We start from the raw sequence: 25235 nt of genomic DNA, 5'->3' as shown, positions 1-25235 counted from the left end.
TCAGGACTTCGACGGCGTAGACAGGTTGTGAGTGGGGACTTCACGACCTGTCCTTTGCAGTGCCAATTCGCCGGCCTTGGCATGATAGCTTTCGGTGTCGCTGGCTAAAAACGTCACGATGCTGTCCCGCGCGCGCCGCGCTTCTGGCATGTCGATCAGCGGCCAAGCATGGAACATGCCTTGCTCGTGCACAACCTCTATCGCGACACCGGCGGCACGGGCCTTTTGCGCGAAGATCAGATTGTCGGGGGTCAGCATGTCGCGCGAACCGGTCAAAAGCAGCGTTTTCGGCAACACCGAGAGGTCACCGTAAAGCGGACTGATGCGCCAGTCGCTGGGATCTATGCCGGCACTGTAGAGCCGGACTGCCTCCAGCCCGCCAGGAATTCCCAGCCACGGATCGTAGCGTTCCGCCTCGAACACTTCGGGGTTGGCGAGCGACAGATCGAGCCCGGGCGAAATCAGCACATGGCGCGACGGCAATGGCAGGTCGGCTTCCGCGGCCATCATGGTCAGCACCACGGCCATGTTGCCGCCGGCGGAATCGCCAATGAAGACGATGTCCTGCGCTTCCGTTTCGTCGAGCATCTGACGGTAGACCTCGCCGACCATGCCGAACATGGCGTGGAAATCGTGTTCGGGAGCAATGGGGTAGATCGGCACGGTGATGCCGAAGCCCAGCCGGTCGGCCATATCGGCGATCAGTCCCCAGTGATAAGACGTGATTTGAAAGACATAGGCGCCGCCATGCAGGTAGAGGATCCGCTTTCGCTCGCCGGTCTTCGGCGCGATCTCGTACACGGGAAAGCCGTCCACGCTGCGCGTCGCGATCTCGAAACGCTGATGCAGCGATGCGGGCGGCTGATGGTTCTCCGTCTTGCGGGCGTAGGCGATCCAGCGCTGCAGGTTTTCCGGGCTGGAAAAGGCTTTCTTGCGGCTATACCTGAGCACGAAGGAAACGACGTGGCTTTTGATACTGGGCATGCGGACACACGGACTTCGGCTGAGCCGACTAAGAGAACCCCTCGCAATCGAAGATCGTGCCTTCGCCCAGAATGTCAAGATTTGCGCGGTCTCAACACGGCCCTGTGATCTGGCTGGCAATCAAGGCCAGCGCAGCATCGCTCAGCGCCTGGGCAGCAGTACGGCGCGCAGCCGACGGTCGCTTGCTGCCGGAGCCGGATGACGGTTCCGGCGCTTGGCCAGCAGCTTGCATTTGTCGGCGAAGGTCATCAGCGCGCCGAACCCCGAAGCCGGGCCGAGAAGGTGACCTGCGGGTCGTTGCGCGGCGACACGGGCCAGCCGATATCCTTCTGAATTTCGGGCGGCAGGCTGTTCATGGCCCGGACCGATCTGTTCCTGTTGTGCGCATGCTTGATGGCCGTACCAAAGCGGCCGAGGCTTTCGAACATCGACATCTTCATCTCCCTTGGAGTGCTGCGGCGGCTGAAAGTTATTTCCTGCCTGCCGTTCGATGCCGGTTAAATGCGCCGCGTGTGTATCGGGTGGATTTCGCGAAAACAGCGCCTTGTTTCTGTTTGGGCTGATCCGGAAACATGGGCATGCAAATGAGAATGAGGGCGAAGTGCAGCTTTTAGCAGCGGGATGCTACCCCCGGCCGCGCCGGGCGGCGTGGCCTTCGCGCGAACGACGCCGTGGCGCGGCATCGCCGGCAATGCCGTCCTCGCTCACGGTCTTGCGCGGCGGCAGCTTCACCGCCGCCGATAGTTTTGGGAACGGGTCGATCTTGTTCGGCAGCGCCATGGCATAGACGAAATGCTCCTGGAATCTCGGCTCCAGCGCCGTCTCGATCTTCTCGATCCGGCTCACCGTTTCCTCGATCTCGCGGCGATAGCCGCGATTGAGCAGCGCCATGCGCGCACCGGCACCGGCGGCGTTGCCGACGGCCGAGACCTTGTCGAGATCGCAATCGGGGATCAGTCCCAGCACCATGGCGTATTTCGGATCGATGAAGGAGCCGAAGGCGCCGGCGAAGTGGATGCGGTCGACATGATCGGTGTGCTGCTTTTCCATCAACAGCTTGGTGCCGGCATAGAGTGCCGCCTTGGCGAGCTGGATGGCGCGCACGTCGGTCTGGGTGATGGTGATCCTCGGCTCACCCTCCTTCAGCACGTAGGAGAAGGTGCGGCCACTGGCGGTGACGCGCGGCGAGCGGGCGCAGAGCCCACCGTCGACGACGCCGTCCTCGGAGATGATGCCGGCCAGGTACATCTCGGCGACCACCTCGATGATGCCGGAGCCGCAGATGCCGGTGACGCCGGTTGCCTGGACGCTGTCGAGGAAGCCGGGCTCGTCGGACCACAGTTCCGAGCCGATGACGCGGTATTTCGGCTCCAGCGTGTCGGGATCGATGCGGACGCGCTCGATGGCGCCGGGCGCAGCGCGCTGGCCGCCGGAGATTTCCGCGCCCTCGAAGGCCGGACCGGTGGGCGACGAGGCCGCCACGACCCGCTGGCGATTGCCGAGCACGATCTCGGCATTGGTGCCGACATCGACGATCAGCATCATCTCGTCCTGGCGGTGCGGGCCTTCCGACAGCGTCACCGCAGCCGCGTCGGCGCCGACATGGCCGGCGATGCAAGGCAGCATGTAGAGCCTAGCGCCCTGGTTGAGCTTCAGGCCGATATCCGACGCCTTGATGTGCACGGCGCCCGAGACAGCCAGCGCGAAGGGCGCGCCGCCGAGTTCGGTCGGGTCGATGCCGAGGAACAGATGGTGCATGATCGGATTGCCGACGAAGACGCAATCCAGGATGTCGTTGCGCTGGACGTTGCCTTCCGCGCAAACCTTGTCGACGAGACCCGAGATCGCCTCGCGCACCGCGACCGTCATGCCTTCGCGGCCGTCCGGGTTCATCATCACATAGGAAACGCGGCTCATCAGATCCTCGCCGAAGCGGATCTGCGGGTTCGACGTGCCTGACGAGGCGGCGACGCGGCCCGACAGCAGCGACACCAGATGCATGGCGATGGTGGTCGAGCCGATATCGCAGGCAAGCCCGTAGGCCTCGTTCTTGAGGCCGGGCCACAACGAGATGACCCGAGCGGTCTCGCTGTCGGCATCCTTGTGGATGGCGGCGGTCGCGGTCCAGTTGCCTTTGCGCAGGATGACTTGCACCTGCGGCAGCAGATGGAAATCGAAATCGAGGCTGTTGAGCCCCCAGTCCTTCATCAGCGCGATCTTCAGGCGATCGAGATCGCCTGATGGATTGTGCATGTCGGGCTCTTCGATCTCGACATAGCACATGTGGATTGCCGAATCGCGGGCAATGACCCTGGTGTCGGCATCCTTGCGAATGGTCTGGGCGTTGATGACCGTGTCCTGCGGCACATCCACGACGAGATCGCCCAGGATCTGCGCCGAGCAGGACAGGCGGCGCCGTTCGGGAAGGCCGCGCACGCGTTCGTAGCGTTCCTCCTTGGCGCCCTTGGGCGAGATGTGGTCGTTGGAAGAGACGATCTTGTGCTTGGCGAAATTGCCTTCCTGCACCTCGACCTGGCAGCGCCCGCAAGTGGCGCGTCCACCGCACACGCTCTCGACATAGACGCCGAGCTGGCGTGCGGCATCGAGCACCGGCGTGCCGACCGGAAACCGCCCGCGCTTGCCGGACGGCATGAACAGCACGAGCGGATCGGTGATGTTGGCAGGAGAGTTCACGATTGCGCGCTTATCCTCGGGCCATACGGGCTTCACGACCGCCGCGCCGGCGACCGCCATTGCCATTACCTTCGCCCGGCGCATTGACTTGCGTGGGCGCCGCGATCGCCTGGCCGCCTTCGGCCGGCTTGTAGTCCTTGTAGGTCCTTATCCAGTTGGTGCAGTTCTCGTCGGTGCCGTTTAGCACATTGGCGCCGCGCACCGCTTCCATCTCCTGCGGCCGCACCGGGTTCATGATCGCCGAGGTCATGCCAGCGCCGATCACCATCGGGATGAAGGCAGCATTGATGCCGTGGCGGTGCGGCAGGCCGAACGAGATGTTTGACAGGCCGCAAGTGGTGTTTACCTTGAGCTCTTCACGCAGCCGGCGCAGCAGGGCAAAGACCTGGCGGCCGGCGTCGCCGAGCGCGCCGATCGGCATGACCAGCGGGTCGACGACCACGTCATGCGCCGGAATGCCGAAATCGGCGCAGCGCTCGACGATCTTCTTGGCGACGGCGAAGCGCACATCCGGATCCATCGAAATGCCTGTCTCGTCGTTGGAGATGGCAACCACCGGGACATTGTATTTCTTGACCAGCGGCAGGATGGCTTCGAGCTTTTCTTCCTCGCCGGTGACGGAGTTGACCAGCGGCCGGCCCTTGGCGACCCTGAGCGCCGCCTCGATCGCCGCGGTCACCGAACTGTCGATCGACAGCGGCAGGTCGACCAGCCCCTGCACGATCTCCAGCGTCTGCACCAGCAGGCCGGGTTCGGTCTCGTTCGGGTTGACCGAGGTGACGCCGGCATTGACGTCGAGCATGGTCGCACCGCAGGCGGCCTGTTCCAGCGCGTCCCTGATGACGGTATCGAAATTGCCTGCGATCATCTCGGCCGCGAGCTTCTTGCGCCCGGTTGGATTGATGCGCTCACCGATCACGCAGAAGGGCTGGTCGAAGCCGATGATGATTTCTCGTGTCGCCGAGGCGACGATCGTCCGGGTCATGCAATCTCTCCCTCGTGATATAAAGACTTCTTTATATCGTTTCTGTTTTCGATCAAGCGAATGGTGGCGTCCGCGCCATCAATGCGCGGTCTTGACCATGTCGACCTGCGTTTCGGTGATCTCGTCGTGCAAAATGTGGTCGAGCCGGTCGGCGACGAGCTGATCGTCGCGGCGGATTTCGCGTTTCCAGGGCTGGCGCCCCTTCAGCACGCCCGATTCATCGACGATCTCGGCGACATATTCCTCCTGGCGATAGGCCATCACATGGACGCCGCAGACGCCGGGAATTTCTTTCACCTCGTTGATGATATCGATGCAGAGCTGCTTGCCTTCCTTCTTCTGGTCCTGGGCGCCTTCCAGCCGCTTGACGATCGAATCGGGGATATGAATGCCCGGCACGTTTGAGCGGATCCATTTGGCGGTCTTGGCCGAGGCCAGCGGTCCGACGCCGCACAGGATGAAGCATTTTTCCGTAAAACCGAGATCGCGGACCTGCTGCATGTAGGTGCGGAACATCGGCACGTCGAAGCAGTACTGGCTCTGCACAAATTGCGCGCCGGCGGCGATTTTCTTGCCCAGCCGGTAGGGGCGGAAATCGATCGGCGGCGCGAAAGGGTTGATCGCCGCGCCGAGGAAAAGCTGCGGCGGCGTCGTCAGCTTGCGGCCGGACAGGAACTTGCCGTTGTCGCGCATGATGCGGCAGGTTTCCAGCAGTGACATGCAGTCGAGATCGAATACCGGCTTGGCGCCTGGCTGGTCTCCGGCCTGCACGCCGTCGCCGGTCAGGCACAGCATGTTGGCGACGCCCATCGCCGCCCCGCCCAGCACGTCGCCCTGGATGGCGATGCGGTTCCTGTCGCGGCAGGCGATCTGCATGATCGGGGCATAACCCATGCGGGTCAGCAGCGCACAGATGCCGACCGACGACATGTGGCAGTTGGCGCCCGAGGCGTCGACGGCGTTGATGGCGTCGACCCAGCCGTCGAAGATTTTGGCGCGGTTGTAGACGTCTTCCGGATCGGCGCTGTCCGGCGGGTTGAGCTCGGTGGTCACCGCGAATTCGCCGCGCCTCAGGACGCGCTCCAGCCGGCCGCGCGAGGTGTGGCCGGGCAGGGGGTCGAGCGGCAGATGGATGCCGGCCGGGTTCTCGTCGGGCTGGCGGCCGATCATGCCGGTGCCCCAGGTTTTGGAACATTGCGCGCGGCTTCGCGGGCGGCGGCGGCCTGTGCGGTCACCCGCAGCCATGCCGAGGTCTCGCGCAGCGACTGGTCGACCGGCTTCTGCACGTCGAGGATCTTGTCGCCATGCACCATGTTGCGTGAACCTTCCCAGGCCTTGACCCAGACGCACGGCATATCAGGCTCGACCTCGCAATTGCCGTTGGCGCGCACACCGCCGCAAGGGCCGTTGCGCAATTGCTTGGGGCAATTCATCGGGCACGACATGCCGGTAGAAGAAAGGACGCACTGGCCGCACATTCGGCAGTCGAACATAAAACCCTTGACGCGTTTTTCGACGAATTTGATCGGACCTTCGACGCGGCCGTAACCGATGCGCTTCCACAGCGGATGGAGGAGCAAAAACATGTCGGAGAACCTGGCGTAGAACCATTCGAGCAGTCGCGAGTGGCGGACGGACCACAGCCTGACCGCGAAGGAGCGCTGCACGCGCCGCTGCGGCGACACGTCGGCCGGCTTGTAGTCGGATTTCGGCGCTGCCTTCTTGACCAGAGTGGCCTGGGTAATCGCCGGGGTCGTTTCAGACATCTTCTTTTCCGCCCGCCTTGACCAGAGCGACCAGCCGCTCGCGGTCGTATTTCGCGTCGATGTCCTGAAAGGCTTTTTCCGCCTCGCCTTCAAGATCGTCGCTGACCGGCATGGGGTCGGCCTTGCGCCATTCGGCAAGGTAGTCGTCGGTGCCGCCGGCGCCGGTACGCATCGCGCACATGTCGATCGCCTCGGTAAAGCGCAGCGGCAGTTCGCGCTTGGCGTTCTGCCGGCCCTTCTTGACGATGACCTGGGCGGGGATGTCGCGCCAGTAGACGACGATCAGATCGGCCATGAATTTCCTACTCCTCGCGCATGACCCCGAAAATCGGCATCGATTTTGGAAAGGATCATGCGCCGACTTAAAGTGCTACAGCGTCCATTGCGCGTCCAATAGGACGCGCGGCGCTGTAGTGAGTGCGAGCATTGCCGGAAGCGCTGTCGGGCTGCTTGTTATGGGACGACGCGCGCGCATTCAAAAGCGACGCAATTGGCAGCCGCAACGGAAACGCGAAAATATTCGATGCTTGGCCTGGTTTTGATCAGCCGGCGCGACGATCGAAGCTGCCGACAAGCTTCCTGTGGAAGCGGACATAGCCTCGCTCGGTCGTGCGGAGATGTTCGGCGACAATTTGGTGGAAACGCGGCAGGCGGTGAAAGGGAACGGCAGGATAAGAATGGTGCTCGGAGTGGTAAGGCATGTTCCACGCCATGAAGCGTACCAGGCTTGTGGTAAAGGTGGTGCGTGTGTTTTCGAGCATGTTGGCGACATGCGGGCAGAGCGCGTGCTCGGCCAGCAGATAGGCCCGCAAAAACGGCTGACCGACGAGCACCGGCACAATCCAGACCCACAACAGCAGCGCTGACTGCACGGCCAGGGAGGCTGCCAGCAGCATCGCATAGGCGATCAGAAACCAACGCGCTTGCGAAATCACCTTGTCGCGGCCCTTGTCCGGCACGAAGCCGTCGCCGTTGCGGCCGGCGGCGTTGACGACGATCACGCGCGCCATGCCGCTCCAATAGGGGATCCCGGAGAGATAGCGCACATACTGGCCGATGGTCTCCGGTTTCGGAGCCATCAGTTCGGGGTCGTTGTCCGGATCGTGCGTGTGGCGATGGTGCGCGAGATGGAAATAACGGAACCATGCCGGCGGCAGCAGGATCAGGAAGCCGGTCACGGCGGCGATGGCGCGATTGAGCCACGGCGTCCTGAAGGCGGTTTCGTGGATCGTCTCGTGCAACAGCGTGAAGAAAAAGACGACCAGGATTCCCTGCGGCAGCACGAGAACCGGCCAGAACGGAATGCGGGCGGCGATCAGCGCACCCAGCACCACAACCAGCCCGCCGTGAACGGCCAGCCGGACAATCCCGGGCCCGTCCAGTTTGGCGGTGAGGTCGCGACGATCCTCGACCGAAAGGCTGGCGATGATGGTGCGGTGGTCGATTTCGCTCATAAGTGCCAAGCTTATCGCCAGAGCGCTGTCCGGTAAATCGGCGCTCGTTGCCAGACGCCGGTTTTTGCGCCGGTCCAGAGATGGAACCAGATCGTCGGATGGTACCATTGTTTCCAAGGCAGGCTGCGGCGCGGCGCCCGCAAAGACATAGTGCTAGTCGTGAAAATCTGACGGTTGATACCCAAATTGAATTGCAGCGATGGGCGGTTAACTGCCGTCCGTGTCGCCGATTGGAACGCACAGGCAGCGCCATATCAGACCTTCGTGGTCTCACTTGCGAAATCGTTATCCGCACTCAATTCAGACATCTAGTGATTGGACTTGACGCGCTACTTCGGGACGAGCGACCCGGCGCGGCTTCCTGGGGTTGGATGAATCGCGCCGTTTCGGCCGGGGTCGTTATGTGGCTCATTCGAGCGCAATAGAGCGCGACTCGCGATCACTCTAGGCTGGTCTTGCCGAGCTGAGTGTACCAAGTAGCGTTGTCCCAAAAGCTCGTGATCTTGATGATCCGGCCTTCCTCGTTAGTTTCCAGAATGAACAGATGGCGCAACCAATACTCCTTGCCTTTGTTCGTGATTCCAAACGCGTCCTTAGTCTGCTTTCCGCCGATGTGAACATCCACTAAGGCAACGTCACCGCTCTTGTCCTCCCAGATTGTGCTAACCTCGTTGCGCAGGTCAGGGAAAGCATCGATCAGCGTCCGCCAGACCGGCACGCCATCTTTGAGGACATTGCCGGAACCAGCGTCACCGAAAGGCAAGTAGACGAACGTGGCATTCTCGGTAAAAAGAGTGGTCATGGCGTCTACCTTCCGATCGCGGTAAGCGTCGAAGAATCTCTTTGCCGCTTCCGCTGCATTTGCCGCTTCCGCCGCAGCGACCGCGAAGGCAGACAAGGTGATTGCGATCAGCACCGCCGCCGAAATCCGAGCTGGGTGTAATTTTTCCCGTGTCCTGAGTGAATGGAACGTCATCATCTCCTCCCTGAGATTGTTGACTGCAGCAGATTGTCCAAAACGGCAGATCAGGATTCTACTAGATCGAGGAACGTCCTCGCTTCCTTGATGTCCGGCGTCGCGAAGCCCTCTGTGAACCAGCCGCAAACCGGTGCGAGAAGGTCGTGGGCCCTTTGCCGCTCGTTTCCCTGGACCCAGAGTCGGGCAAGAGATGTGGCGGCTCGCAGCTCCCAAAGCTTGGCGCGTTGATGTTGGGCCACGGTAAGCGCGTGCAGGAAGGAAGCCTCGGCCTTCTCGTCCGCCTTCAAGTCCAGGAGCAGTTCGCCCTTGCGGAGGTGCAACTCAGTCTCGTTCCACCGCTCGTTGGTCTCGGTGATCAATGCGAGCCCTTCCTCGATCCTGTCGAGTGCCGCGCGTGGGTTGCCAAGCCTGCTGAGGGCGCTGGCGAGCATGAGCAGCCAGCGTGGCACAAAAAGCTTAGCGTCGTGCCCACGCCATTCGACTATGCCGTCACGCATTTGAGCAAGACCGCTATCCGACTCACCCGCCTGGATCAGAACCCAACCCTTGAGAATGACCCCTGCTGTACGCCAAAGTGAGAAACCGTGCTCCGTACTGATTGAGATCAGTTCATCGACAATGGCCTCATCCGCACCAAAGTTGCTGTCGCGCTTATACGCGCCGAGATCTCTCGAATAAGTGCAAAACAGGGCCGATTGGAACAGGCCGAACGCCGCGGATGGGCTGTGCCGGTGGTGTCTTATAGCCTGTAACAACTCGGTGTATTTCTCGAATGCTTGATCGGGATAACCGAGGTGCAGCAGCGCGTGGGCGATATAGCAAAGGTTTGCGATACGGGGATCATAGGCGAATCGATAGGCAAGCGCAGCGTGCTCGTTCGGATCGTACAGCGCCAACGACGCCTCCATATGCTTGCGTCCGGCATCAAAATCTCCCCGGTGCACCGACGTGATGCCGACGCACCGGTGTGCGATCATGATTGTGGCCCGATCGCAGTCGCATTCGGCCCTGCGCAGCATCGATGTCGTCGTTGCCAGCGCAGCATCGAGTTGACCACGCAGGAGGTAGACGAGATACCGGCCGTAATCGGCCACGCTGCGCAGAGTGATGTCGTCCACTCGCTCGCACAACTCCTCGGCTCGCGCGAACGCCGCTGCGGTGGCCGGCGACGACCAACCTTTGGCCGCCATAAAGGCGGTGCCCAACGCCACCTGCATATCCAGCTCCAGGCGGACGCGCTCCTGAGTGTCAGGTAGCGTGCGGACAAGTCTTAGCCCATTTTCCAGGTGCGCGATCGACTCCAAAATTGCAGAGCGCTGGATCGCCGATTGCGCGGCTTGCCACCAGTAGCTGACTGCCCGCTCGATAAGGCCTGCCTCGGTGCAGTGATGGGCAATGATCTCCGGCAAAGCCTCGGAACCCGCTGCCACACGCTCTTCGAGAGCCGCGGCGATGCGCGCGTGCATCTGCTGCCGCCGAGTTTTAAGAAGGCTGGAATACGCCGCATCCTGCACAAGCGCATGCTTGAAGCTGTAGGTCGCTTCCGGCGGCGCACCGCGGCAATAGATCAGCTCGGACCTGCAGAGCTGGGCCAAAGCGTCCTGCAGTTTGCCTTCGTCGTGCGGCGCCACGGCGGCCAGCAGATCGTGCGAGAATTCGCGGCCGATTACAGCCCCGATCTGCGCCACCTCCTTGACCGGCGCCAGGTGATCGAGGCGAGCCATTAGCGAGTCGTGCAGCGTAGCCGGGATCGCCAGCGGCGGGAGAGTTCCGGTCAACTCGAAATGATTGCCGACGTCCCGCAAAAGGCCTGACTCCAGGACTGTCTTGGTCAGTTCCTCAACGAATAGCGGAACCCCGTCAGTTCGCGCCATGATCTGGTCCAGAACCTCGCGCGGTAGCGCCTTGCCGCCGGTGACGCGGAGAGCCACGGCTGCGCCGTGCCGTCGCGTGAGACGAGAAAGCGAGAGCTGGGTCACATGGGCATGGCTGGTCCAGGGTGGGCTGAATTCCGGCCGGAAGGTGATCAGAACCAGTGCCGGGAGACGCTGGACCCGCTCAATTACCAGGCCCAGCAGCTCTAGTGTCGAAGGGTCGATCCAATGCACATCCTCGTATACGGCCAACACAGGCTTCTGCCTGGCTAGGCCGGCGAGCTGCTCGACCAAGATTTCCAGCGTGCGTTGCTTGATGCGCTGTGGCGGCAGATCGATTGGCGGGTAGCGTGTTTCGGTTGGGATCGCAAGCAGAGCGGCCAGTACTTGCGCCGCCTCCCGGTCCTGCTCGCCGCCCCGAGCGAGCAGAGTTTCAAGTTTATCGAGCTTCATCTCGGCGGTGTCATCACGGTCGAAATGCGCCGCCCGCTCCAAAAGTCCGACCACCGGATAAAGCGCACTGTTGGTGTGGTACGGCGAGCAGTAATTGCTGAGCGGGATGTACGATTCGTTGGCCAAGTGCTCGCGCAAGGCGCGCACAATGCGCGACTTGCCAATCCCCGGCTCCCCGGAGAGGAGAATCACCTGTCCTTCACCTTCCTCCGCCCGCGACCAGCGTTCCAGAAGCAGAGCCAGCTCCTGCTCGCGGCCAACGAGCTTCGTCAGCGCGCCGGTGTGGAATGCCTCGAAGCGGCTTTCGGCCCGGCCCTCGCCTCTGACGGAATAGGCTTTCAAGGCCGTCTCGAAGCCCTTCAGAACCTGTGGTCCCAGATCCTCCAACTCGAACAGATCGCCCAGCAGATGTCTTGTGCTCTCGGCGACAATTACGCTGCCCGGCCGGGCCAAGTCCTGCAGTCGCGAGGCCAAGGTCGGCGTCTCGCCGACCACCGCCCGCTCGCGCGCTTCCTTGTCGCCGACAAGCTCACCGACCACCACGAGACCCGTCGCGATCCCCACCCGGCCCGCAAGCGGCTTGCCATCCGGCGCCCGCAGTTGCGCCACTGAACTGGCAACCGCCAAGCCTGCGCGCACCGCCCGCTCGGCATCATCTTCATGCGCTCGTGGCCAGCCGAAATATGCCAGCACACCATCGCCCATGAATTTCGCAATGTGTCCCTCGAAGCGGGTAATCTCGCCTGCGCAACAATTCTGGTAGCCTCGGATGATCTCACTCATCTCCTCGGGATCGACCCGAGCCGAAATCGCGGTGGAGCCGACCAGATCAGCGAACATCACGGTCAGTTGCCGCCGCTCGGCACCGGTTGGGGACGCCGGTGCCGACGCAAGTTCGGCGACTTGAGTCAAGGCTTTGACACCTTCAGCTGAGATTGCAGAGGAACTTTCCCGCAGCTCGGCAATAGCCTCCAGAAGCTTCCGGCGGTGCCCTACCGAACTGACGCCGATGTCCTTGAGATCCTCGGCCGTCAGCCGCAGGAGCACTTCGGCCTCGACGTTGTTCTCACGAAAGGCCGTGCCGTATTGCTGCAGCCCTAAGCTGCGCAGCCACTCCTCAATGTCCATGTCCCACTTCCGCGGTGGAGACGCCGGAGGGCTCCTTCGGCAACAGTCCGGCAGTCTTACACAACTGGGGTCCTATGCAACGTCATGGAAGTTGTGGCCGACGGGCTTCTAGCGGCCGGCGTGTTAGCGAGGTAGGCGGATCAACCGTCCGGTCTTTGAACCCTGCCGAATTTCAGATCGCTGGAACGAACGGCAGATCCCCACAGCTGTCCTTAAACCACGCCCGCGCCAAGGTCGCGAACCAAGGTCGCGAAAGGGTCACGACGTTCCCTTGACCTCTCATCAGGGATGGTCCGCAAGGGGTCGTCTCGCGTCCTTCTACGTGTGTACCAAGCGTCAGGACTTCACCACCAGCGCGTGGGTTCGCTTGGACCGCCGGGTTAACCCTGTGATCGGCCTCAGGACAGCGGGCTCAGCGCCTGAGCTCAAGGATGTCGAGCTTCGATTCGTGATAAGGGGCCGGGAACTCGATGCGCCATTCGTTGGCGCTGTTGCGAAAGGCATAGCCGACCTGGTCGCTTTGCGGGCCGCTGCCATAGGGTTTTGCGGGATCGTTGTTGACAAAGAAGGAGCCGAGATAGATCGCGCGCTTTTCGCCGTCGTCGAAGAAACGGCCCTTGGTGCGTTGCGAACCGGTGCGTTTTTCCAGCATCCAGCCCGAACCATCGTCGCTCACCTTGCACTTGAACCAGCCATAGATGACGAGCGGGCTCAGTCCGCCGGCCTTGATGGTGCGGCACTGCCAGCTGCCGGCCAGGTCCTTGCCGGAAAACGCGACCAGCGGCTTTGCCAGCAAGGCGTCGAGCTGCTTGACCTCGGCGTCGTCGCCGGCCCTGGCTTCATCAAGGGCTGCCTTGCGCGTCTCGTCATATTTGTCGAGCCGCACCTTGTCGGCGGGCGTGATCAGCTTCTGCACCTCGCCATCGGCGAGCGCGGGCAGGGCGAAGCAGAAAACGCCTGCGGCAATCAGGAGGCGAGCGATCATCGGTGCGTTTCCCGGTCGACGGCTGGAACAGCGTGTTTTCTCGTTTGGCATCCAACTTACCGGTTCGCGGCGGCCTGTCATCCGTGCTTAACAGCAGTCAGCTTAAAACACGTGGTTTCACCGATGCGGATCTTGTTTACGGGGTCGTCAGGCTGGCTGGGCAGCGCGCTCGCGCTGCGCCTGCGGGCGCTTGGCCATGACGTCATCGGGCTGGATCCGGTCCCGTCGGCGCCAACGCAGGTGATCGGCTCGGTCGCCGACCGTGATCTGGTGATGCGGACGGTCGGGGAAAACCGCATGGAGGCGATCGTCCACAGCGGCGCACTGCACAAGCCTGATATCGAACACCACCGCAATGAGGATTTCATCGAGACGAATGTGCGCGGCACGCTCAACCTGCTCGACGCGGCGGTGTTATCGGGCGTTCAGCGCTTCGTCTTCACGTCGACGACCTCGCTGATGATCTCGAAAGCCATACGCGCCGGCCTCACCGGCGGTGCGCGCAAGGCCGCCTGGCTGACGGAAGACATGGCGCCCGAGCCGCGCAACATCTACGGCGTAACCAAGCTTTCGGCCGAACATCTTTGCCGCCTCTATCACATCCAGTCCGGACTGCCGGTGATCGTGCTGCGCACCGCCCGGTTCTTTCCCGAGGCAGACGACATGGCGCATGCGATCGAGCAGTCGGACGCCAACACCAAGGCCAATGAGCTGTTGTTCCGCCGACTGACCGTGGAAGATGCCGCCGAGGCCCATGTCGCGGCGCTGGAGAAGGCGCCGCGACTGGGCTTCGATATCTTCATCGTCTCGGCGCCCACGCCGTTCCGGCCTGATGATTGCGAGGCATTGATCGCTGACGCGCCGCCCGTCGTCGCCCGCTATTTTCCGGAATTTCCGGCGCTCTACGCGCGAAAGGGCTGGACGATGTTTCCCTCGATCGACCGTGTCTATGACGCGTCGCGGGCGCGGGACAGGCTGGGCTTCGTCTGCAAGACGAGCTTTGCCGCTGTGCTCGCCGGGCTAGCAGCGGAAGAAGGAGCGGCCTGAACGGTCAGCCGTGTGCCGCGGCGCTGGCCAGCTCCGTCGTCAGGTCGCCATAGCCGGTGGAACGGCGCTCATAGGCGAGGCCGAGCATTTTCGCGGCTTTCTCGGCGACCTTGTCTAGTTCCGGATCGTCGGTCTGGGCGATATAGACCAGCTTCTGGTAATTGCCGAAATAGTCCTTGATCAGCTCCGGATGCCTGTCGAGGCCGAGCGGCTTCATGAAGAAGGCGTCGAACTGCCGGCACAGGAAATCGGTCATGTAGAACGACATCATGTCGTCGTCGGCGATTTTCGCATAGGCTTCCATGCCCTGGTAGAAGGCAAAGCAATGCGGACCGGCCATGCGCTCGACCCCATGCTTCTCGCAGACGCGGTCGAGCAGGCCGCCGGTGCCGCAATCGGCATAGCCGACGAAAATATTGGTGTAGCCGTCCGCCTTGGCCTTCTCGATTGCCTTGTCCATGGCCGGCGCGATGCGGTCCGGGTAGAAATGGAACTCCGCCGGCAGGCAGGTCAGGTCGAGATGGTCGAGCCCCAGCTGCTCCGTAACGGCCAGAACTTCGCGCGCAATCATCCCGCAGGCGATGACAAGCAGCCTGTCACCTTGATCGGGGTGTAGTTTTCGCGCAATGCTCATGGAACCAGTCTAACCGATTTTCGTTGCTATCCCACGAATCTATCTGTTGAGGGAGATACCATTCATGAAACCGCTACGCATTGCGCCGATCGCCATCCTCGCTTGCGCCCTGGCTCTTTCGGCCTGCGCCAACACCGTCCGCGGTGTCGGCAGGGATGTCAAATCGACAGCCAACGCGGTCGAGGATACGGTCCAAAATCCCTGATCCCGCGGATATCAACAAGGCGCACCGCTGTCGAGGAAGTTCAAGCGATGCGCGTTAAGCCCTTGTAACATATGGGAGCAACAAAGCCGCGCCGCAAGGCGTGGTTCGTTCTGTTGTCCATGCGAGTTCGCGGAGATGGGCCGAAGCGCAGGCTTGGGTGTCCACCTCTCCGCAATTCCCTATCGTCACGGCAGGCACAAAAAGTTGACTTTTCCAATGCGGGACATGCCGGTAGTCTTTCCCTGTACCTCAACAACGAAGCTAGGAGCATAGAATGAAGACCGCTCTCTTGGTTGTCGCCGCTCTGGGCCTATCGGTATCCGGCGCCGCAGCGGAATGTGTCGGCCACAACAAAACGACGGCTTCCGTAGATCAGCAAACCAAAGCTGCAAGCGTAGATCAGCAAACCACAGTCGCAAGCGTCGCGAATACAACCGCCGACACGCCGATCCTGAAAAAGGAAGAGGCGAAAGAGTCTGAATAGGCACTTCAAGCCGTTACGCGGGTCGCTGTTGCTTGTTGAAGTCTTGACATGCCGGCGCTACGCGGCGCCTCGTCTGCAAGAGCATAAGTACGGGCTCCGTACTTATGCTCTTGTGTTCTCCTCGTCAGTTCAGGCCGAAGCGCGGACGTTGTGCTTGCGCTTCATGAAATCCTTAGCGGTCTCGACTGCCACGGCCGCGTCGCGGCAATAGGCGTCGGCGCCGACGGCCTTGCCGAATTCCTCGTTGAGCGGGGCACCGCCGACCAGCACGACGTAGTCGTCGCGGATGCCCTTTTCCTTCATCGTGTCGATGACGACCTTCATGTAGGGCATGGTCGTCGTCAGCAGCGCCGACATGCCGATGATGTCAGGCTGGTGCTGTTCGATGGCGTCGAGATATTTTTCCACCGCATTGTTGATGCCGAGGTCGATGACGTCGAAGCCGGCGCCCTCCATCATCATGCCGACAAGGTTCTTGCCGATGTCGTGGATGTCGCCCTTGACGGTGCCGATCACCATCTTGCCCTGCTTCGGCGCGCCGGTGGCGACAAGCAGCGGACGCAGGATGAACATGCCCGCCTTCATTGCGTTGGCCGACAACAGCACTTCCGGCACGAACAGGATGCCATCGCGGAAATCCTCGCCGACGATGCGCATGCCCTCGACCAGCGCCTCGGTCAGCACCTTGTAAGGCGCCCAGCCGCGCTCGAGCAGGATGTTGGTGCCTTCCTCGATCTCTTCCTTCAGCCCGTCATAAAGGTCGTCGTGCATCTGTTGCACGAGTTCGTCGTCGGAAAGCTCGGAAAGGATGATCTCGTCGTCGGCCATTTTTAATCCAGCTCCTTGCCGCACAGATGCAATTGCGGGGCCTCAAATATCACGTCAATACCTAACCCGCTACAGGCTTGCGTCCATAGCTGATTTGCGACTTCCCGCAAAAGGAAAGCGACTGCAAATCTATTGGAATTCTTGTCGATTTTGCGACAGGCGTTGGCGCTGGCGGGCCGTTTCGAATAGGGTGCATGATTACGATCCGGCCAGAAGCCGCGATATGCGGCCATAATAATTGTGCCAGAACAAAAGTCAGGGAAGAACGATCATGAGTGAGAACGCGCCGGTCGACCAGGAAGCGTCAAACGCGCGGCGCGGGCGCGCCGCCAGTGGTGGTGCCGCTGCCCGGCGGGCGGCGCGGTCGGGTGGCGGCCCCGGCACCCAGCTCACCTACATCAAGCGCAAGATCAACGTCTATGAGGTGCTGGACGAGGAAGGGCTGGCGCTGATCGAGAAGAACACCGACACGGTGCTCGAGGAGATCGGCATCATCTTTCGCGACGACGCCGAGGCGCTGCAGCTGTGGAAAGAGGCCGGCGCGGACGTCAAGGGCGAGCGCGTGCACTTCCCGAAGGGGCTCTGCCGCTCACTTCTCAAGACCGCGCCGTCCGTCTACACCCAGCATGCCCGCAATGCCGAACGTTCGGTGCAGATTGGTGGCAACGCCACGGTCTTCGCACCGGTCTACGGCCCGCCCTTCGTGCGCGACCTCGACGGCGTCAGGCGCTATGCGACGATCGAGGATTTCCGCAATTTCGTGAAGCTCGCCTATATGGCGCCGTCGATCCACCATTCGGGCGGCACGGTGTGCGAGCCGGTCGACGTGCCGGTCAACAAGCGCCATCTCGACATGATCTACAGCCACATCAAATATTCGGACAAGCCGTTCATGGGTTCGGTCACCGCGCCGGAGCGCGCCGAAGATACGGTTGCGATGGCCAAGATCGTGTTCGGCGACGATTTCGTCGAGAACAACACGGTGCTGACCAGCCTGATCAACGCCAATTCGCCGATGGTGTTCGACGAGACCATGCTGGGGGCGCTGAAAGTCTATTCGCGCCACAACCAGGCCTGTATCGTCACGCCGTTCATCCTCGCCGGCGCAATGAGCCCGGTGACGGTCGCTGGCACGCTGACCCAGGTCCTGGCCGAAGTGCTGGCTGGCGCGTCGTTCACGCAGCTGATCCGGCCGGGCGCACCGGTGCTGTTCGGCACCTTCGCCTCGTCGATCTCGATGCAGTCTGGCGCGCCGACCTTCGGCACGCCGGAGCCGTCACTGGTTTCCTATGGCGCGGCGCAGCTCGCGCGCCGGCTTGGCCTGCCGTTCCGCACCGGCGGTTCGCTCTGCGCCTCCAAAATCCCGGACGCGCAGGCGGCCTATGAGAGCGCCAACACGCTGAACTCGACGATCCTCGCCGGCACCAATTTCGTGCTGCACTCGGCCGGCTGGCTCGAGGGCGGGCTCGCTTCCTGCTACGAAAAGTTCATGATGGACATCGACCAGCTCGGCATGACCCAGAAGTTCTCCGAAGGCCTCGACCTGTCGGAGAACGGCCAGGCGATGGACGCCATCCGCCAGGTCGGCCCGGGCAGCCACTATCTCGGCTGTGACCACACCCAGGCCAATTTCCAGACCGCCTTCTACCGTTCCAGCATCGCCGACAACAATTCCTACGAGCAGTGGCTGGCCGAAGGCGAAAAGTCGGCACCGCAGCGCGCCAACGAACTCGCCCGCCGCTGGCTGGAAAGCTACGAGGCGCCGCATCTCGATCAGGGCATCGACGATGGGCTGAAGGACTTCATCGCCAGCAAGAAGGCGTCGATGGCCGACGCCTTCACCTGAAAGGAGCCCGAGTCAGGCGGGGCTAAAGTCGCCAACATCATCCACAAGGAAGTCTGGCGGAGCGCCTTCTCCGAGCCGGACAGGAAGGGATGATCCTTGAGCGCAGCATGGTCGAAGATATAGCGGCGGCGCTTTCCGCCCACGGCCTCATCCTGCGCGGCGGCTTCAATTTTGCAGGCGGTGAGGAAACACCCTCCGGTCTCTCCGGCGCTGCCGCCAGATCCGTCCTGCTGGTGGGGCAGGCGGGCGCCGCGCCGTGGCCGCATTTTCTGCGCTGGCGGGAAGGCCAATCGCAAACTGTTGCCGATCCGCTCGATGCATGGTCGCGCGAAGTGATCGGCGCAGTGGCGAAGACATTCGGCGCGCGCGCCGTTTCGCCGTCCGACAGACCGTATCTGCCGTTCCAGCAATGGGCGATGCAGGCGGAGGGTCTGAAACCGTCGCCGCTCGGTATCCTCATGCATCCGCAATACGGGCTGTGGCACGCCTATCGCGGCGCGCTGCTGTTCGAGGACGAGATTGCGTTTGGGGAAACTCGCGAAGTGGTTCACCTTTGCGATGCATGTGTCGACAAACCTTGCCTGAAATCCTGTCCGGTCGATGCCTATTCTGCGGATGGTTTCGCGCACAAGACCTGTCTGGCGCATGTGCGTGGGCACAACGGCGCGCCTTGCCGAACCGGCGGTTGTCTCGACCGCAACGCCTGTCCCTACGGCGCGGCCTATCGCTATCCGCCACAGGTTCAAGCCTTCCACATGGTCGCGTTCGCGGGCCTGTAGCGTCGCCGAATGCCGCACGAAACTTGAACACCGCATTGCGACCCCGATAGCCCGCTGGTGGTCATCTGACCGCCCTGCAAAAAAATCCTTCCATCATCCCAAGGAATCGCCATTAGCCTTCGTCCAACAGGCAAATGATGGCGATGATGCTGGATGAAAGCGAAGCCTCCGACGCCGAGCTGATCGGTCGTGCGAAGGGCGGTGACAGGGGGGCTTTCGGCAAATTGCTCGAAAGGCACTATGACTTCGTCTATCGCGCCGCCTATCGCTGGTGCGGGAAAAAGGCCGATGCCGAGGATATCGCCCAGGAAGTCTGCGTCCGGCTCGGCCGGGCGATCCGTGACTATCATGGCAGCGGCGCCTTCACCACCTGGCTCTACACCATGACGCTGAATGCGGCACGCGACATGATGCGCAAGAGCGTCCGCGAGGCGATCAAGACCGAAGCCTATGGGGCTTACGAGCTGATCTCGGGAGAGGCCCCGGCCGAGCCCGAAGATCCAGCCGAGGCGCTTTGGGTGGCGGTGCGGATGCTGCCGGACAAGCAGCGCGATGCAGTGCTGCTCGTCTATGGCGAAGGGCTGAGCCACGCACTCGCTTCCGAGGCGATGGGCATCTCGGAGACGACGGTTTCCTGGCACATCCATGAAGCGAAGAAACGGTTGAAGGCGCTCATGCTTTCAGCCGGGGAAGTGTGATCATGGTCGACGACAACCAACTCAACAGGCTGCGCAACATCGCAGCACCGGCACCCGGTATCGACGCGAAGGCGCGTGCCTTCGAGGCCGCCATGCGGGCTTACGACCTGGGCGAAAAAACTTCACCTGCCGCCCAAGGAACGGCGAAAGGGCTTCGTCTCACAGAGCGAGCACAAAAGCTCTGGAGCGAAATCATGCAAAAGAAACTCTTCGCTACCCCGGCCATTGCCGGGCTCGTCGCCCTGCCGATCGCCGGATACGCCACCATCTATATGCTGCAGGAGCAGCCGTTCTATTCCGGTGGGAACGAGAAGATCAGCGAAACGCTGGCCGATAAACCACTGGCTACGAAGAAAGCCGATGCCGACGCCGAAAGCCGCGTCGCAGCCGAGGCGCTTGCCCCGGCATCGCCGCCGAAGCCACAATCGGCTGCCGGCCTGGCGCAGCAGGACGCTCTGGCCCGCAATGTGGCGCCCGAGCCGGCACCTGCGCCGAAAGGTGAGTTCGCACAGGATGGTGGAGCTGCGCCGTCTGGCAGAGTGATGATGTCTAATTCTCCTCCGAAAGCCGACGGAGCCACGCAGGCTGGCCGCATGCAGGGCGCTGAATCCAAGTTGATGGCTCAGCCTTCGACCGCCCCAGCTGACCAGATGCCGCTCCCAGAGCAAAACCGCGACCGCGTCGAGGAATTCAAGAGCAATCCGGTGCGTGCCGCGCTCGAAGACCCGGTGTCGACCTTTTCGATCGATGTCGACACGGCCTCCTATTCCTTCGTGCGGCGCTCGCTCAGGGAAGGTGCTTTGCCGCAGGCCGACACCGTCCGCGTCGAGGAGATGATCAACTACTTCCCCTATCACTGGAAAGGTCCGGACGTTGCCTCGACGCCGTTCAACTCGACCGTCAGCGTCATGCCGACGCCGTGGAACGAGCACACCAGGCTGATGCATGTCGCCATCAAGGGTTTCGACGCCAAGCCGGCCGAGCAGCCCAAGGCCAACCTGGTCTTCCTGATCGACGTGTCGGGCTCGATGAACGAGCAGGACAAGCTGCCGCTCCTGCAGTCGGCCTTCCGGCTTCTGGTCAACAAATTGAAGCCCGACGATACCGTCTCGATCGTCACCTATGCGGGCGATGCCGGCACTGTCCTGGAGCCGACGAAGGTTTCGGAGAAGGACAAGATCCTCAATGCCATCGACACGTTGGCGCCCGGCGGCAGCACGGCCGGCGAGGCGGGTATCAGGCAAGCCTATCGGCTGGCGCAGAAATCCTTTGTCAACGACGGCATCAATCGCGTGATGCTGGCGACGGACGGCGACTTCAATGTCGGCCAGACCGACGATGACGATCTGAAGCGGTTGATCGAAAAGGAGCGCAAGACCGGGGTGTTCCTGTCGGTGTTCGGTTTCGGCCGCGGCAACCTGAACGATCAGATGATGCAGGCCATCGCCCAGAACGGCAACGGCACCGCCGCCTATATCGACACTTTGGCCGAGGCGGAGAAGGTGCTGGTCGAGGATGCGTCCTCGACATTGTTCACCATCGCCAAGGACGTGAAGATCCAGGTCGAGTTCAACCCGCAAAAAGTCTCGGAATACCGGCTGATCGGCTACGAGACCCGGGCCTTGAACCGCGAGGATTTCAACAATGACCGCGTCGATGCCGGCGAGATCGGTTCGGGGCATTCGGTTACCGCGATCTACGAGATCACGCCGAAGGACAGTGGCGGCGAGAAGATCGATCCGCTGCGCTACGGCCAGGCTGCAGTGAACAATGGCGGCGTCGCCAATGCCGACGAATATGCCTTCGTCAAGATCCGCTACAAGTTGCCGAACGAGGATGCCTCGAAGCTGATCACCACGCCGGTGACATCGGCCAACGAAGTGGCTGGTTTCGACCAGGCCAGCATCGACCAGCGATTCTCCGTTGCCGTCGCAGCTTTTGGCCAGAAGCTGCGCGACGAGGATGCGACCGCGAAGTTCGGCTACGACAAGATCATCGAGATTGCCACTGCCGCCCGTGGAGCCGACCCGTTCGGGTACCGGTCCGAGTTCCTCTCGCTGGTGCGCCTTGCCTCGGCGCTCGGCGGTAACCGGTAGTGGGTGTGACGGCCGGTTTTCCTCAGATGGGATCGTTCTGATACGGAAAACCACCGATGGGCGGTGAGGCAGGCCGGCAGGGAAAACCTTGCCGGCCTTTTCAATTGCGTCAGGCGCGGCTGCGCCGGCGCTCGCGGCGGGCTTCGCTGGTCTCGACGGTGTTGACCGTCGCCTGCTTGTTGCGCATCGGGCCGATGCGCTCGACAATTTTTTCGACGGTAGGGCGATCCGACCTTGTGTGCGCATCGAGTGCCTTGCACATGGCGGCGAGGTGGGCGAACGAGGTGCCGCAGCAACCGCCGACGATCTTTGCGCCGGCATCGACGGCCAGCCTGACATAGTCGGCCATCAGCTCGGGCGTGCCGGAATAGTGGATTTCGGCGCCGCGAAATTCCGGAATGCCGCAATTGCCCTTGACGATCACCGTCGCCTCCGGCTTCGCCTCGGTCATGTCGAGCAGTGAAGCGAGGATGTCGGAGGCGCCGACGCCGCAATTGGCGCCGACACCGAGCGGCGCCTGCGACAAGCCATCGGTGACGCCGTGGATGTCCTTCGGCAACAGCCCCATCATGGTGCGGCCGGCGGTGTCGAAGGAGCCGGTATAGGTATAGGGCAGGCCGACGCGGATCGCGGCTTCGGCTGCGGCACGGATTTCGTCCGGCGCCGACATGGTCTCGATCCAGGCGACTTCGGCGCCGCCGGCCTTCAGGCCCTCTATCTGTTCGGCAAAGGCGTCGACCGCCTCGTCATAGGTCATGGCGCCGAGCGGCACCAGCAGCTCGCCGGTCGGGCCGACCGAGCCGGCGACGATGACCTTGCGGCCGGCCTTATCGGCGACAGCGCGGGCGATCTCGGCGGCGCGCTTGTTCAGCGCGTAAACCCGGTCCTGCGCATGGTGCAGCTTCAGCCGGTGGCGGGTGCCGCCGAAGGAGTTGGTCAGGATGATGTCGGCGCCGGCATCGACGAAGTTCTGGTGCAGACTGGTGATGGTGTCCGGCGCCGTCTCGTTCAGCAACTCTGGAGCCTCGCCGGCCTCTAGCCCCATGGCGAACAGATTGGTGCCGGTGGCGCCATCGGCGAGCAGAACGCCCTTTTCGGCAAGCAAAGCGTCGATTGGATTGGTCATTGGAAATCACGCCTTCCGGGATTCTTTGTCGGGATATAAAGAAATCTTTATATGACGTCAATGTCGGTGCAGGAAGCAAGCCGTCAAAATCGCATTTCCGCCAGCCTTTGGGTGAAGCTGGCTGCTTCGTGCGCATTGATGTCGGCGGCGCGGATCAGATTGTCGAAATGGCTGGTCAGCTTGCGGACCGGCTGGGTCGCGTTCAGCACCAGATACATGTCGCCGACATAGATGGCGGCGCGATAAGGCCCGAAGATGGTGTAGGGGATCGAATAACGCATCCGTCCGTCATAGAGAAACAGGCGGAAGGTGGGATAAAGGTCGTCGAGCAGCGTCGCCATATGAAGAAGCTGCTGGTGGCGGGCGGCCTCAGGGAAACGGTCCCAGACGCCCAGGCCGCGCGCAAAGATCTCCAGCGTATGGCGCGGCATGCAGACTTCCATGTCGGTTTCCGGCCGCCGGTTGTAGTCGATGCGGTACTGCGTCTCGCCGGCCTGGGCCTCACGGCTCTTGTTGGCGATACCGGCCTCGTAGTCGACGAGCGCTTCGGTGCGCAGAAGATCGGGAATGCCGGCCGGCACGTAACGGATTTTCGTGCCCGCGGCCTCGGCATGCCATCTGGCCAGCAGCGTGCGGTCGAAGCCGTCAGGCGCTTCCTCGATCTCCAGGCTCTCGCGGATTTCACCGGTGAGGCCTTCGTCCTGGCTGAGGCCGAGCAGCCAGTCGAGCGACACTTTGAATTCGGCGGCGATGTTGAGCAGCGTTTCGGCGCGGGGAAGGCGTGTCGAGGCGCCGGACAGCAGCTGCGAAAGCGCCGAGCGGTCGATGCCCACCGCAGTCGCGAAAGCGGACTGGTTCAGATCGGATCGTGTCAGGAGCATTTTCAGGCGCTCCCGAAAGACCGTCGACAGGTCGCGTTTGTCCATATCGTCATTCCAGCCATTGGGAGAAAAAAAATTCGCCGAACCCGCCGACCTGGCACTTTGGGCGTAAATGAATCCTCAAGCCTGTTTACAATAGATAACACATGCAGCTGAAAATGCGCAATCGCAACATTTTGTGCGCTTTGTCGCGTTGCAGCATCACGACGCTCCTGACACAATGCTGTCAGGAATCAAAACGGTTCCGGCGACTGGAAGGGCAGTGGTCGATCGATGACAAGCAGGAATAACAGACGGCGCAATGCACCGGCCATCGAATGGCCGACGGTCTTCCTCGCGTTTTTCTGCTACGGCACCTGGCTCGCAGCCGGCCTGTTCCTGTGGCCGTCCTATCCGCTGCTGGCGCTCGTCGTTCTGGCCCTGATGGCGGCGCTGCAATCCTCGCTGGCGCACGAAGTCCTGCACGGCCATCCAACCCGCAATGCGCAGTTCAACGAAGCTTTCGTCTTCCTGCCGATTGGTCTCGTCTGGCCGTTCCGGCGGTTCAAGACCATTCATCTGCGCCATCATGCCGACGAACGGCTGACCGATCCGCTTGACGATCCTGAAAGCTACTACAAGGCGCTGTGGCACCATGACGAATTGCCGCCGGCGATGAAGTTCCTGCTGAAGATCAACAACACCATGATCGGCCGGCTCATTCTCGGCCCGTGGCTGTCGTGCACCGGCTTCTTCATCGACGATGCCAGGCAGATGCTTGCCGGCGACAAGGTGATCCGCAAGGCATGGCTGCTGCACGCCATCGGCCTCGCCGTGGTGCTGCCGGTCGTGCAGTTCGGCTTCGGCATCCCGCTATGGCTCTACATCCTGGTGCCGGTGTGGCTGGGCCAGTCGCTGATCTCGATCCGCACCTTTGCCGAGCATCAGTGGTCGGAGCATCCGGAAGGCCGTACGGTGATCGTCGAGCGTTCGCCGCTGTCGTTCCTGTTCCTCAACAACAATCTGCATTTCGTTCATCACAAGAGCCCGACGGTGGCCTGGTACCGGCTGCCGAAGCTGTTTCGCGAGCGCCGTGACGAGTGGCTGCGGATGAACAATGGCTATGCCTATCCGAACTATTTCGCGCTGCTTAGGGCATATGCCTTCAAGGCCAAGGAGCCGATCGTCCACCCGGTGCTGCGGCGCACGCCGGAACCGGGCCGGGCGTTCAAGCCGCGCGTCAGGGCGCGCAGCCTCAATGGGCTTGGCAGTGCGCCGGTACCGGCCGAGCCGCCGAAAGAATGAATTTTTGGGTATTGCCGACAGCGAT

23 protein-coding genes are annotated in these 25235 nt (G+C 62.1%); 8 read left to right on the top strand and 15 right to left on the bottom strand.

Features of this window, described 5'->3' with window-relative positions; genetic code table 11:
• The 11 genes from AC0L2M_RS04045 to AC0L2M_RS03995 form a co-directional block, all read right to left on the bottom strand.
• Positions 1 to 984 (bottom strand): alpha/beta hydrolase, encoded by a 984-nt coding sequence (locus tag AC0L2M_RS04045; RefSeq protein WP_023798924.1) that lies wholly within the window; start codon positions 982 to 984, stop codon positions 1 to 3.
• A gap of 248 nt (positions 985 to 1232) precedes the next feature.
• Complete coding sequence (locus tag AC0L2M_RS04040) at positions 1233 to 1418, bottom strand: hypothetical protein (protein WP_473534101.1); 186 nt, start codon at positions 1416 to 1418, stop codon at positions 1233 to 1235.
• A 190-nt stretch (positions 1419 to 1608) separates the two neighbouring features.
• On the bottom strand, positions 1609 to 3738 hold the full coding sequence (locus AC0L2M_RS04035; RefSeq protein WP_473534277.1) for an ASKHA domain-containing protein: 2130 nt from the start codon (positions 3736 to 3738) through the stop codon (positions 1609 to 1611).
• Positions 3689 to 4663, bottom strand: coding sequence for a methyltetrahydrofolate cobalamin methyltransferase (locus AC0L2M_RS04030; RefSeq protein ID WP_023798928.1), 975 nt, complete (start codon positions 4661 to 4663; stop codon positions 3689 to 3691). Before AC0L2M_RS04030 ends, AC0L2M_RS04035 begins: the two co-directional genes overlap by 50 nt.
• 78 nt (positions 4664 to 4741) lie before the next feature.
• Positions 4742 to 5833, bottom strand: a complete 1092-nt coding sequence (locus AC0L2M_RS04025; RefSeq protein WP_027154501.1) for a methylenetetrahydrofolate reductase — start codon at positions 5831 to 5833, stop codon at positions 4742 to 4744.
• A complete protein-coding gene (locus AC0L2M_RS04020) occupies positions 5830 to 6429 on the bottom strand; it encodes a methylenetetrahydrofolate reductase C-terminal domain-containing protein (protein WP_027154500.1) in 600 nt (199 codons plus the stop codon). Before AC0L2M_RS04020 ends, AC0L2M_RS04025 begins: the two co-directional genes overlap by 4 nt.
• The gene (locus AC0L2M_RS04015) at positions 6422 to 6724 is read right to left on the bottom strand and encodes a virulence factor (RefSeq protein ID WP_128173850.1); all 303 of its coding nucleotides are present in this window, start codon (positions 6722 to 6724) and stop codon (positions 6422 to 6424) included. The genes AC0L2M_RS04020 and AC0L2M_RS04015 overlap by 8 nt, the downstream gene beginning before the upstream one ends.
• A 247-nt stretch (positions 6725 to 6971) precedes the next feature.
• Positions 6972 to 7883 (bottom strand): fatty acid desaturase, encoded by a 912-nt coding sequence (locus tag AC0L2M_RS04010; protein ID WP_473534100.1) that lies wholly within the window; start codon positions 7881 to 7883, stop codon positions 6972 to 6974.
• 439 nt (positions 7884 to 8322) lie between these two features.
• Entirely contained in the window at positions 8323 to 8859 is a 537-nt protein-coding gene (locus AC0L2M_RS04005; protein ID WP_473534099.1) for a nuclear transport factor 2 family protein, read from the bottom strand.
• Positions 8860 to 8909: 50 nt separating this feature from the next.
• Positions 8910 to 12317 (bottom strand): AAA family ATPase, encoded by a 3408-nt coding sequence (locus AC0L2M_RS04000; RefSeq protein ID WP_287342806.1) that lies wholly within the window; start codon positions 12315 to 12317, stop codon positions 8910 to 8912.
• Between the two features lie 412 nt (positions 12318 to 12729).
• Positions 12730 to 13302, bottom strand: a complete 573-nt coding sequence (locus AC0L2M_RS03995; protein ID WP_287285307.1) for a DUF4893 domain-containing protein — start codon at positions 13300 to 13302, stop codon at positions 12730 to 12732.
• 123 nt (positions 13303 to 13425) lie between these two features.
• Between AC0L2M_RS03995 and AC0L2M_RS03990 the strand changes: the two genes are divergently transcribed.
• On the top strand, positions 13426 to 14349 hold the full coding sequence (locus tag AC0L2M_RS03990; protein WP_473534098.1) for an NAD-dependent epimerase/dehydratase family protein: 924 nt from the start codon (positions 13426 to 13428) through the stop codon (positions 14347 to 14349).
• Positions 14350 to 14353: 4 nt separating this feature from the next.
• Here the strand turns inward: AC0L2M_RS03990 and AC0L2M_RS03985 are convergent, their stop codons facing one another.
• Entirely contained in the window at positions 14354 to 14983 is a 630-nt protein-coding gene (locus AC0L2M_RS03985; RefSeq protein ID WP_473534097.1) for a DUF1638 domain-containing protein, read from the bottom strand.
• 64 nt (positions 14984 to 15047) lie between these two features.
• Between AC0L2M_RS03985 and AC0L2M_RS03980 the strand changes: the two genes are divergently transcribed.
• Both AC0L2M_RS03980 and AC0L2M_RS03975 read left to right on the top strand, forming a co-directional pair.
• Complete coding sequence (locus AC0L2M_RS03980; protein ID WP_036263015.1) at positions 15048 to 15188, top strand: entericidin A/B family lipoprotein; 141 nt, start codon at positions 15048 to 15050, stop codon at positions 15186 to 15188.
• A gap of 274 nt (positions 15189 to 15462) precedes the next feature.
• Positions 15463 to 15672, top strand: coding sequence for a hypothetical protein (locus AC0L2M_RS03975; protein ID WP_287285310.1), 210 nt, complete (start codon positions 15463 to 15465; stop codon positions 15670 to 15672).
• A 129-nt stretch (positions 15673 to 15801) separates the two neighbouring features.
• Here the strand turns inward: AC0L2M_RS03975 and AC0L2M_RS03970 are convergent, their stop codons facing one another.
• Complete coding sequence (locus AC0L2M_RS03970) at positions 15802 to 16500, bottom strand: corrinoid protein (protein ID WP_095494578.1); 699 nt, start codon at positions 16498 to 16500, stop codon at positions 15802 to 15804.
• Between the two features lie 271 nt (positions 16501 to 16771).
• Here AC0L2M_RS03970 and AC0L2M_RS03965 point away from each other — a divergent pair, with 271 nt between their 5' ends.
• The 4 genes from AC0L2M_RS03965 to AC0L2M_RS03950 all read left to right on the top strand — a co-directional run bounded on the left by AC0L2M_RS03965 (position 16772) and on the right by AC0L2M_RS03950 (position 21919).
• Positions 16772 to 18346 (top strand): trimethylamine methyltransferase family protein, encoded by a 1575-nt coding sequence (locus tag AC0L2M_RS03965; RefSeq protein ID WP_287342797.1) that lies wholly within the window; start codon positions 16772 to 16774, stop codon positions 18344 to 18346.
• Positions 18347 to 18453: 107 nt separating this feature from the next.
• Positions 18454 to 19125, top strand: a complete 672-nt coding sequence (locus AC0L2M_RS03960) for a hypothetical protein (RefSeq protein WP_473534096.1) — start codon at positions 18454 to 18456, stop codon at positions 19123 to 19125.
• 137 nt (positions 19126 to 19262) lie between these two features.
• The gene (locus AC0L2M_RS03955) at positions 19263 to 19823 is read left to right on the top strand and encodes an RNA polymerase sigma factor (RefSeq protein ID WP_473534095.1); all 561 of its coding nucleotides are present in this window, start codon (positions 19263 to 19265) and stop codon (positions 19821 to 19823) included.
• A 2-nt stretch (positions 19824 to 19825) separates the two neighbouring features.
• Complete coding sequence (locus AC0L2M_RS03950; RefSeq protein WP_473534094.1) at positions 19826 to 21919, top strand: vWA domain-containing protein; 2094 nt, start codon at positions 19826 to 19828, stop codon at positions 21917 to 21919.
• A 109-nt stretch (positions 21920 to 22028) separates the two neighbouring features.
• Here AC0L2M_RS03950 and bmt read toward each other — a convergent pair whose 3' ends face one another.
• Positions 22029 to 23045, bottom strand: coding sequence for a betaine--homocysteine S-methyltransferase (gene bmt / locus AC0L2M_RS03945; RefSeq protein WP_473534093.1), 1017 nt, complete (start codon positions 23043 to 23045; stop codon positions 22029 to 22031).
• Between the two features lie 83 nt (positions 23046 to 23128).
• Positions 23129 to 23971: a helix-turn-helix domain-containing protein gene (locus AC0L2M_RS03940; protein WP_027154489.1), complete on the bottom strand. Its 843-nt coding sequence runs from the start codon at positions 23969 to 23971 to the stop codon at positions 23129 to 23131.
• Positions 23972 to 24199: 228 nt separating this feature from the next.
• Between AC0L2M_RS03940 and AC0L2M_RS03935 the strand changes: the two genes are divergently transcribed.
• Positions 24200 to 25210 (top strand): fatty acid desaturase, encoded by a 1011-nt coding sequence (locus AC0L2M_RS03935; RefSeq protein WP_473534092.1) that lies wholly within the window; start codon positions 24200 to 24202, stop codon positions 25208 to 25210.
• Positions 25211 to 25235 lie beyond the last annotated feature (25 nt).

It is taken from the genome of Mesorhizobium sp. WSM4806 (assembly GCF_055811635.1).
This window is presented reverse-complemented; position numbering and strand designations above follow the sequence as displayed.

Coding starts and splice junctions, on each gene's coding strand:
- AC0L2M_RS04045 (WP_023798924.1), bottom strand. CDS start 984: ATGCCCAGTATCAAAAGCCACGTCGTTTCCTTCGTGCTCAGGTATAGC.
- AC0L2M_RS04040 (WP_473534101.1), bottom strand. CDS start 1,418: ATGTCGATGTTCGAAAGCCTCGGCCGCTTTGGTACGGCCATCAAGCAT.
- AC0L2M_RS04035 (WP_473534277.1), bottom strand. CDS start 3,738: ATGGCGGTCGCCGGCGCGGCGGTCGTGAAGCCCGTATGGCCCGAGGAT.
- AC0L2M_RS04030 (WP_023798928.1), bottom strand. CDS start 4,663: ATGACCCGGACGATCGTCGCCTCGGCGACACGAGAAATCATCATCGGC.
- AC0L2M_RS04025 (WP_027154501.1), bottom strand. CDS start 5,833: ATGATCGGCCGCCAGCCCGACGAGAACCCGGCCGGCATCCATCTGCCG.
- AC0L2M_RS04020 (WP_027154500.1), bottom strand. CDS start 6,429: ATGTCTGAAACGACCCCGGCGATTACCCAGGCCACTCTGGTCAAGAAG.
- AC0L2M_RS04015 (WP_128173850.1), bottom strand. CDS start 6,724: ATGGCCGATCTGATCGTCGTCTACTGGCGCGACATCCCCGCCCAGGTC.
- AC0L2M_RS04010 (WP_473534100.1), bottom strand. CDS start 7,883: ATGAGCGAAATCGACCACCGCACCATCATCGCCAGCCTTTCGGTCGAG.
- AC0L2M_RS04005 (WP_473534099.1), bottom strand. CDS start 8,859: ATGACGTTCCATTCACTCAGGACACGGGAAAAATTACACCCAGCTCGG.
- AC0L2M_RS04000 (WP_287342806.1), bottom strand. CDS start 12,317: ATGGACATTGAGGAGTGGCTGCGCAGCTTAGGGCTGCAGCAATACGGC.
- AC0L2M_RS03995 (WP_287285307.1), bottom strand. CDS start 13,302: ATGATCGCTCGCCTCCTGATTGCCGCAGGCGTTTTCTGCTTCGCCCTG.
- AC0L2M_RS03990 (WP_473534098.1), top strand. CDS start 13,426: ATGCGGATCTTGTTTACGGGGTCGTCAGGCTGGCTGGGCAGCGCGCTC.
- AC0L2M_RS03985 (WP_473534097.1), bottom strand. CDS start 14,983: ATGAGCATTGCGCGAAAACTACACCCCGATCAAGGTGACAGGCTGCTT.
- AC0L2M_RS03980 (WP_036263015.1), top strand. CDS start 15,048: ATGAAACCGCTACGCATTGCGCCGATCGCCATCCTCGCTTGCGCCCTG.
- AC0L2M_RS03975 (WP_287285310.1), top strand. CDS start 15,463: ATGAAGACCGCTCTCTTGGTTGTCGCCGCTCTGGGCCTATCGGTATCC.
- AC0L2M_RS03970 (WP_095494578.1), bottom strand. CDS start 16,500: ATGGCCGACGACGAGATCATCCTTTCCGAGCTTTCCGACGACGAACTC.
- AC0L2M_RS03965 (WP_287342797.1), top strand. CDS start 16,772: ATGAGTGAGAACGCGCCGGTCGACCAGGAAGCGTCAAACGCGCGGCGC.
- AC0L2M_RS03960 (WP_473534096.1), top strand. CDS start 18,454: ATGGTCGAAGATATAGCGGCGGCGCTTTCCGCCCACGGCCTCATCCTG.
- AC0L2M_RS03955 (WP_473534095.1), top strand. CDS start 19,263: ATGGCGATGATGCTGGATGAAAGCGAAGCCTCCGACGCCGAGCTGATC.
- AC0L2M_RS03950 (WP_473534094.1), top strand. CDS start 19,826: ATGGTCGACGACAACCAACTCAACAGGCTGCGCAACATCGCAGCACCG.
- bmt (WP_473534093.1), bottom strand. CDS start 23,045: ATGACCAATCCAATCGACGCTTTGCTTGCCGAAAAGGGCGTTCTGCTC.
- AC0L2M_RS03940 (WP_027154489.1), bottom strand. CDS start 23,971: ATGGACAAACGCGACCTGTCGACGGTCTTTCGGGAGCGCCTGAAAATG.
- AC0L2M_RS03935 (WP_473534092.1), top strand. CDS start 24,200: ATGACAAGCAGGAATAACAGACGGCGCAATGCACCGGCCATCGAATGG.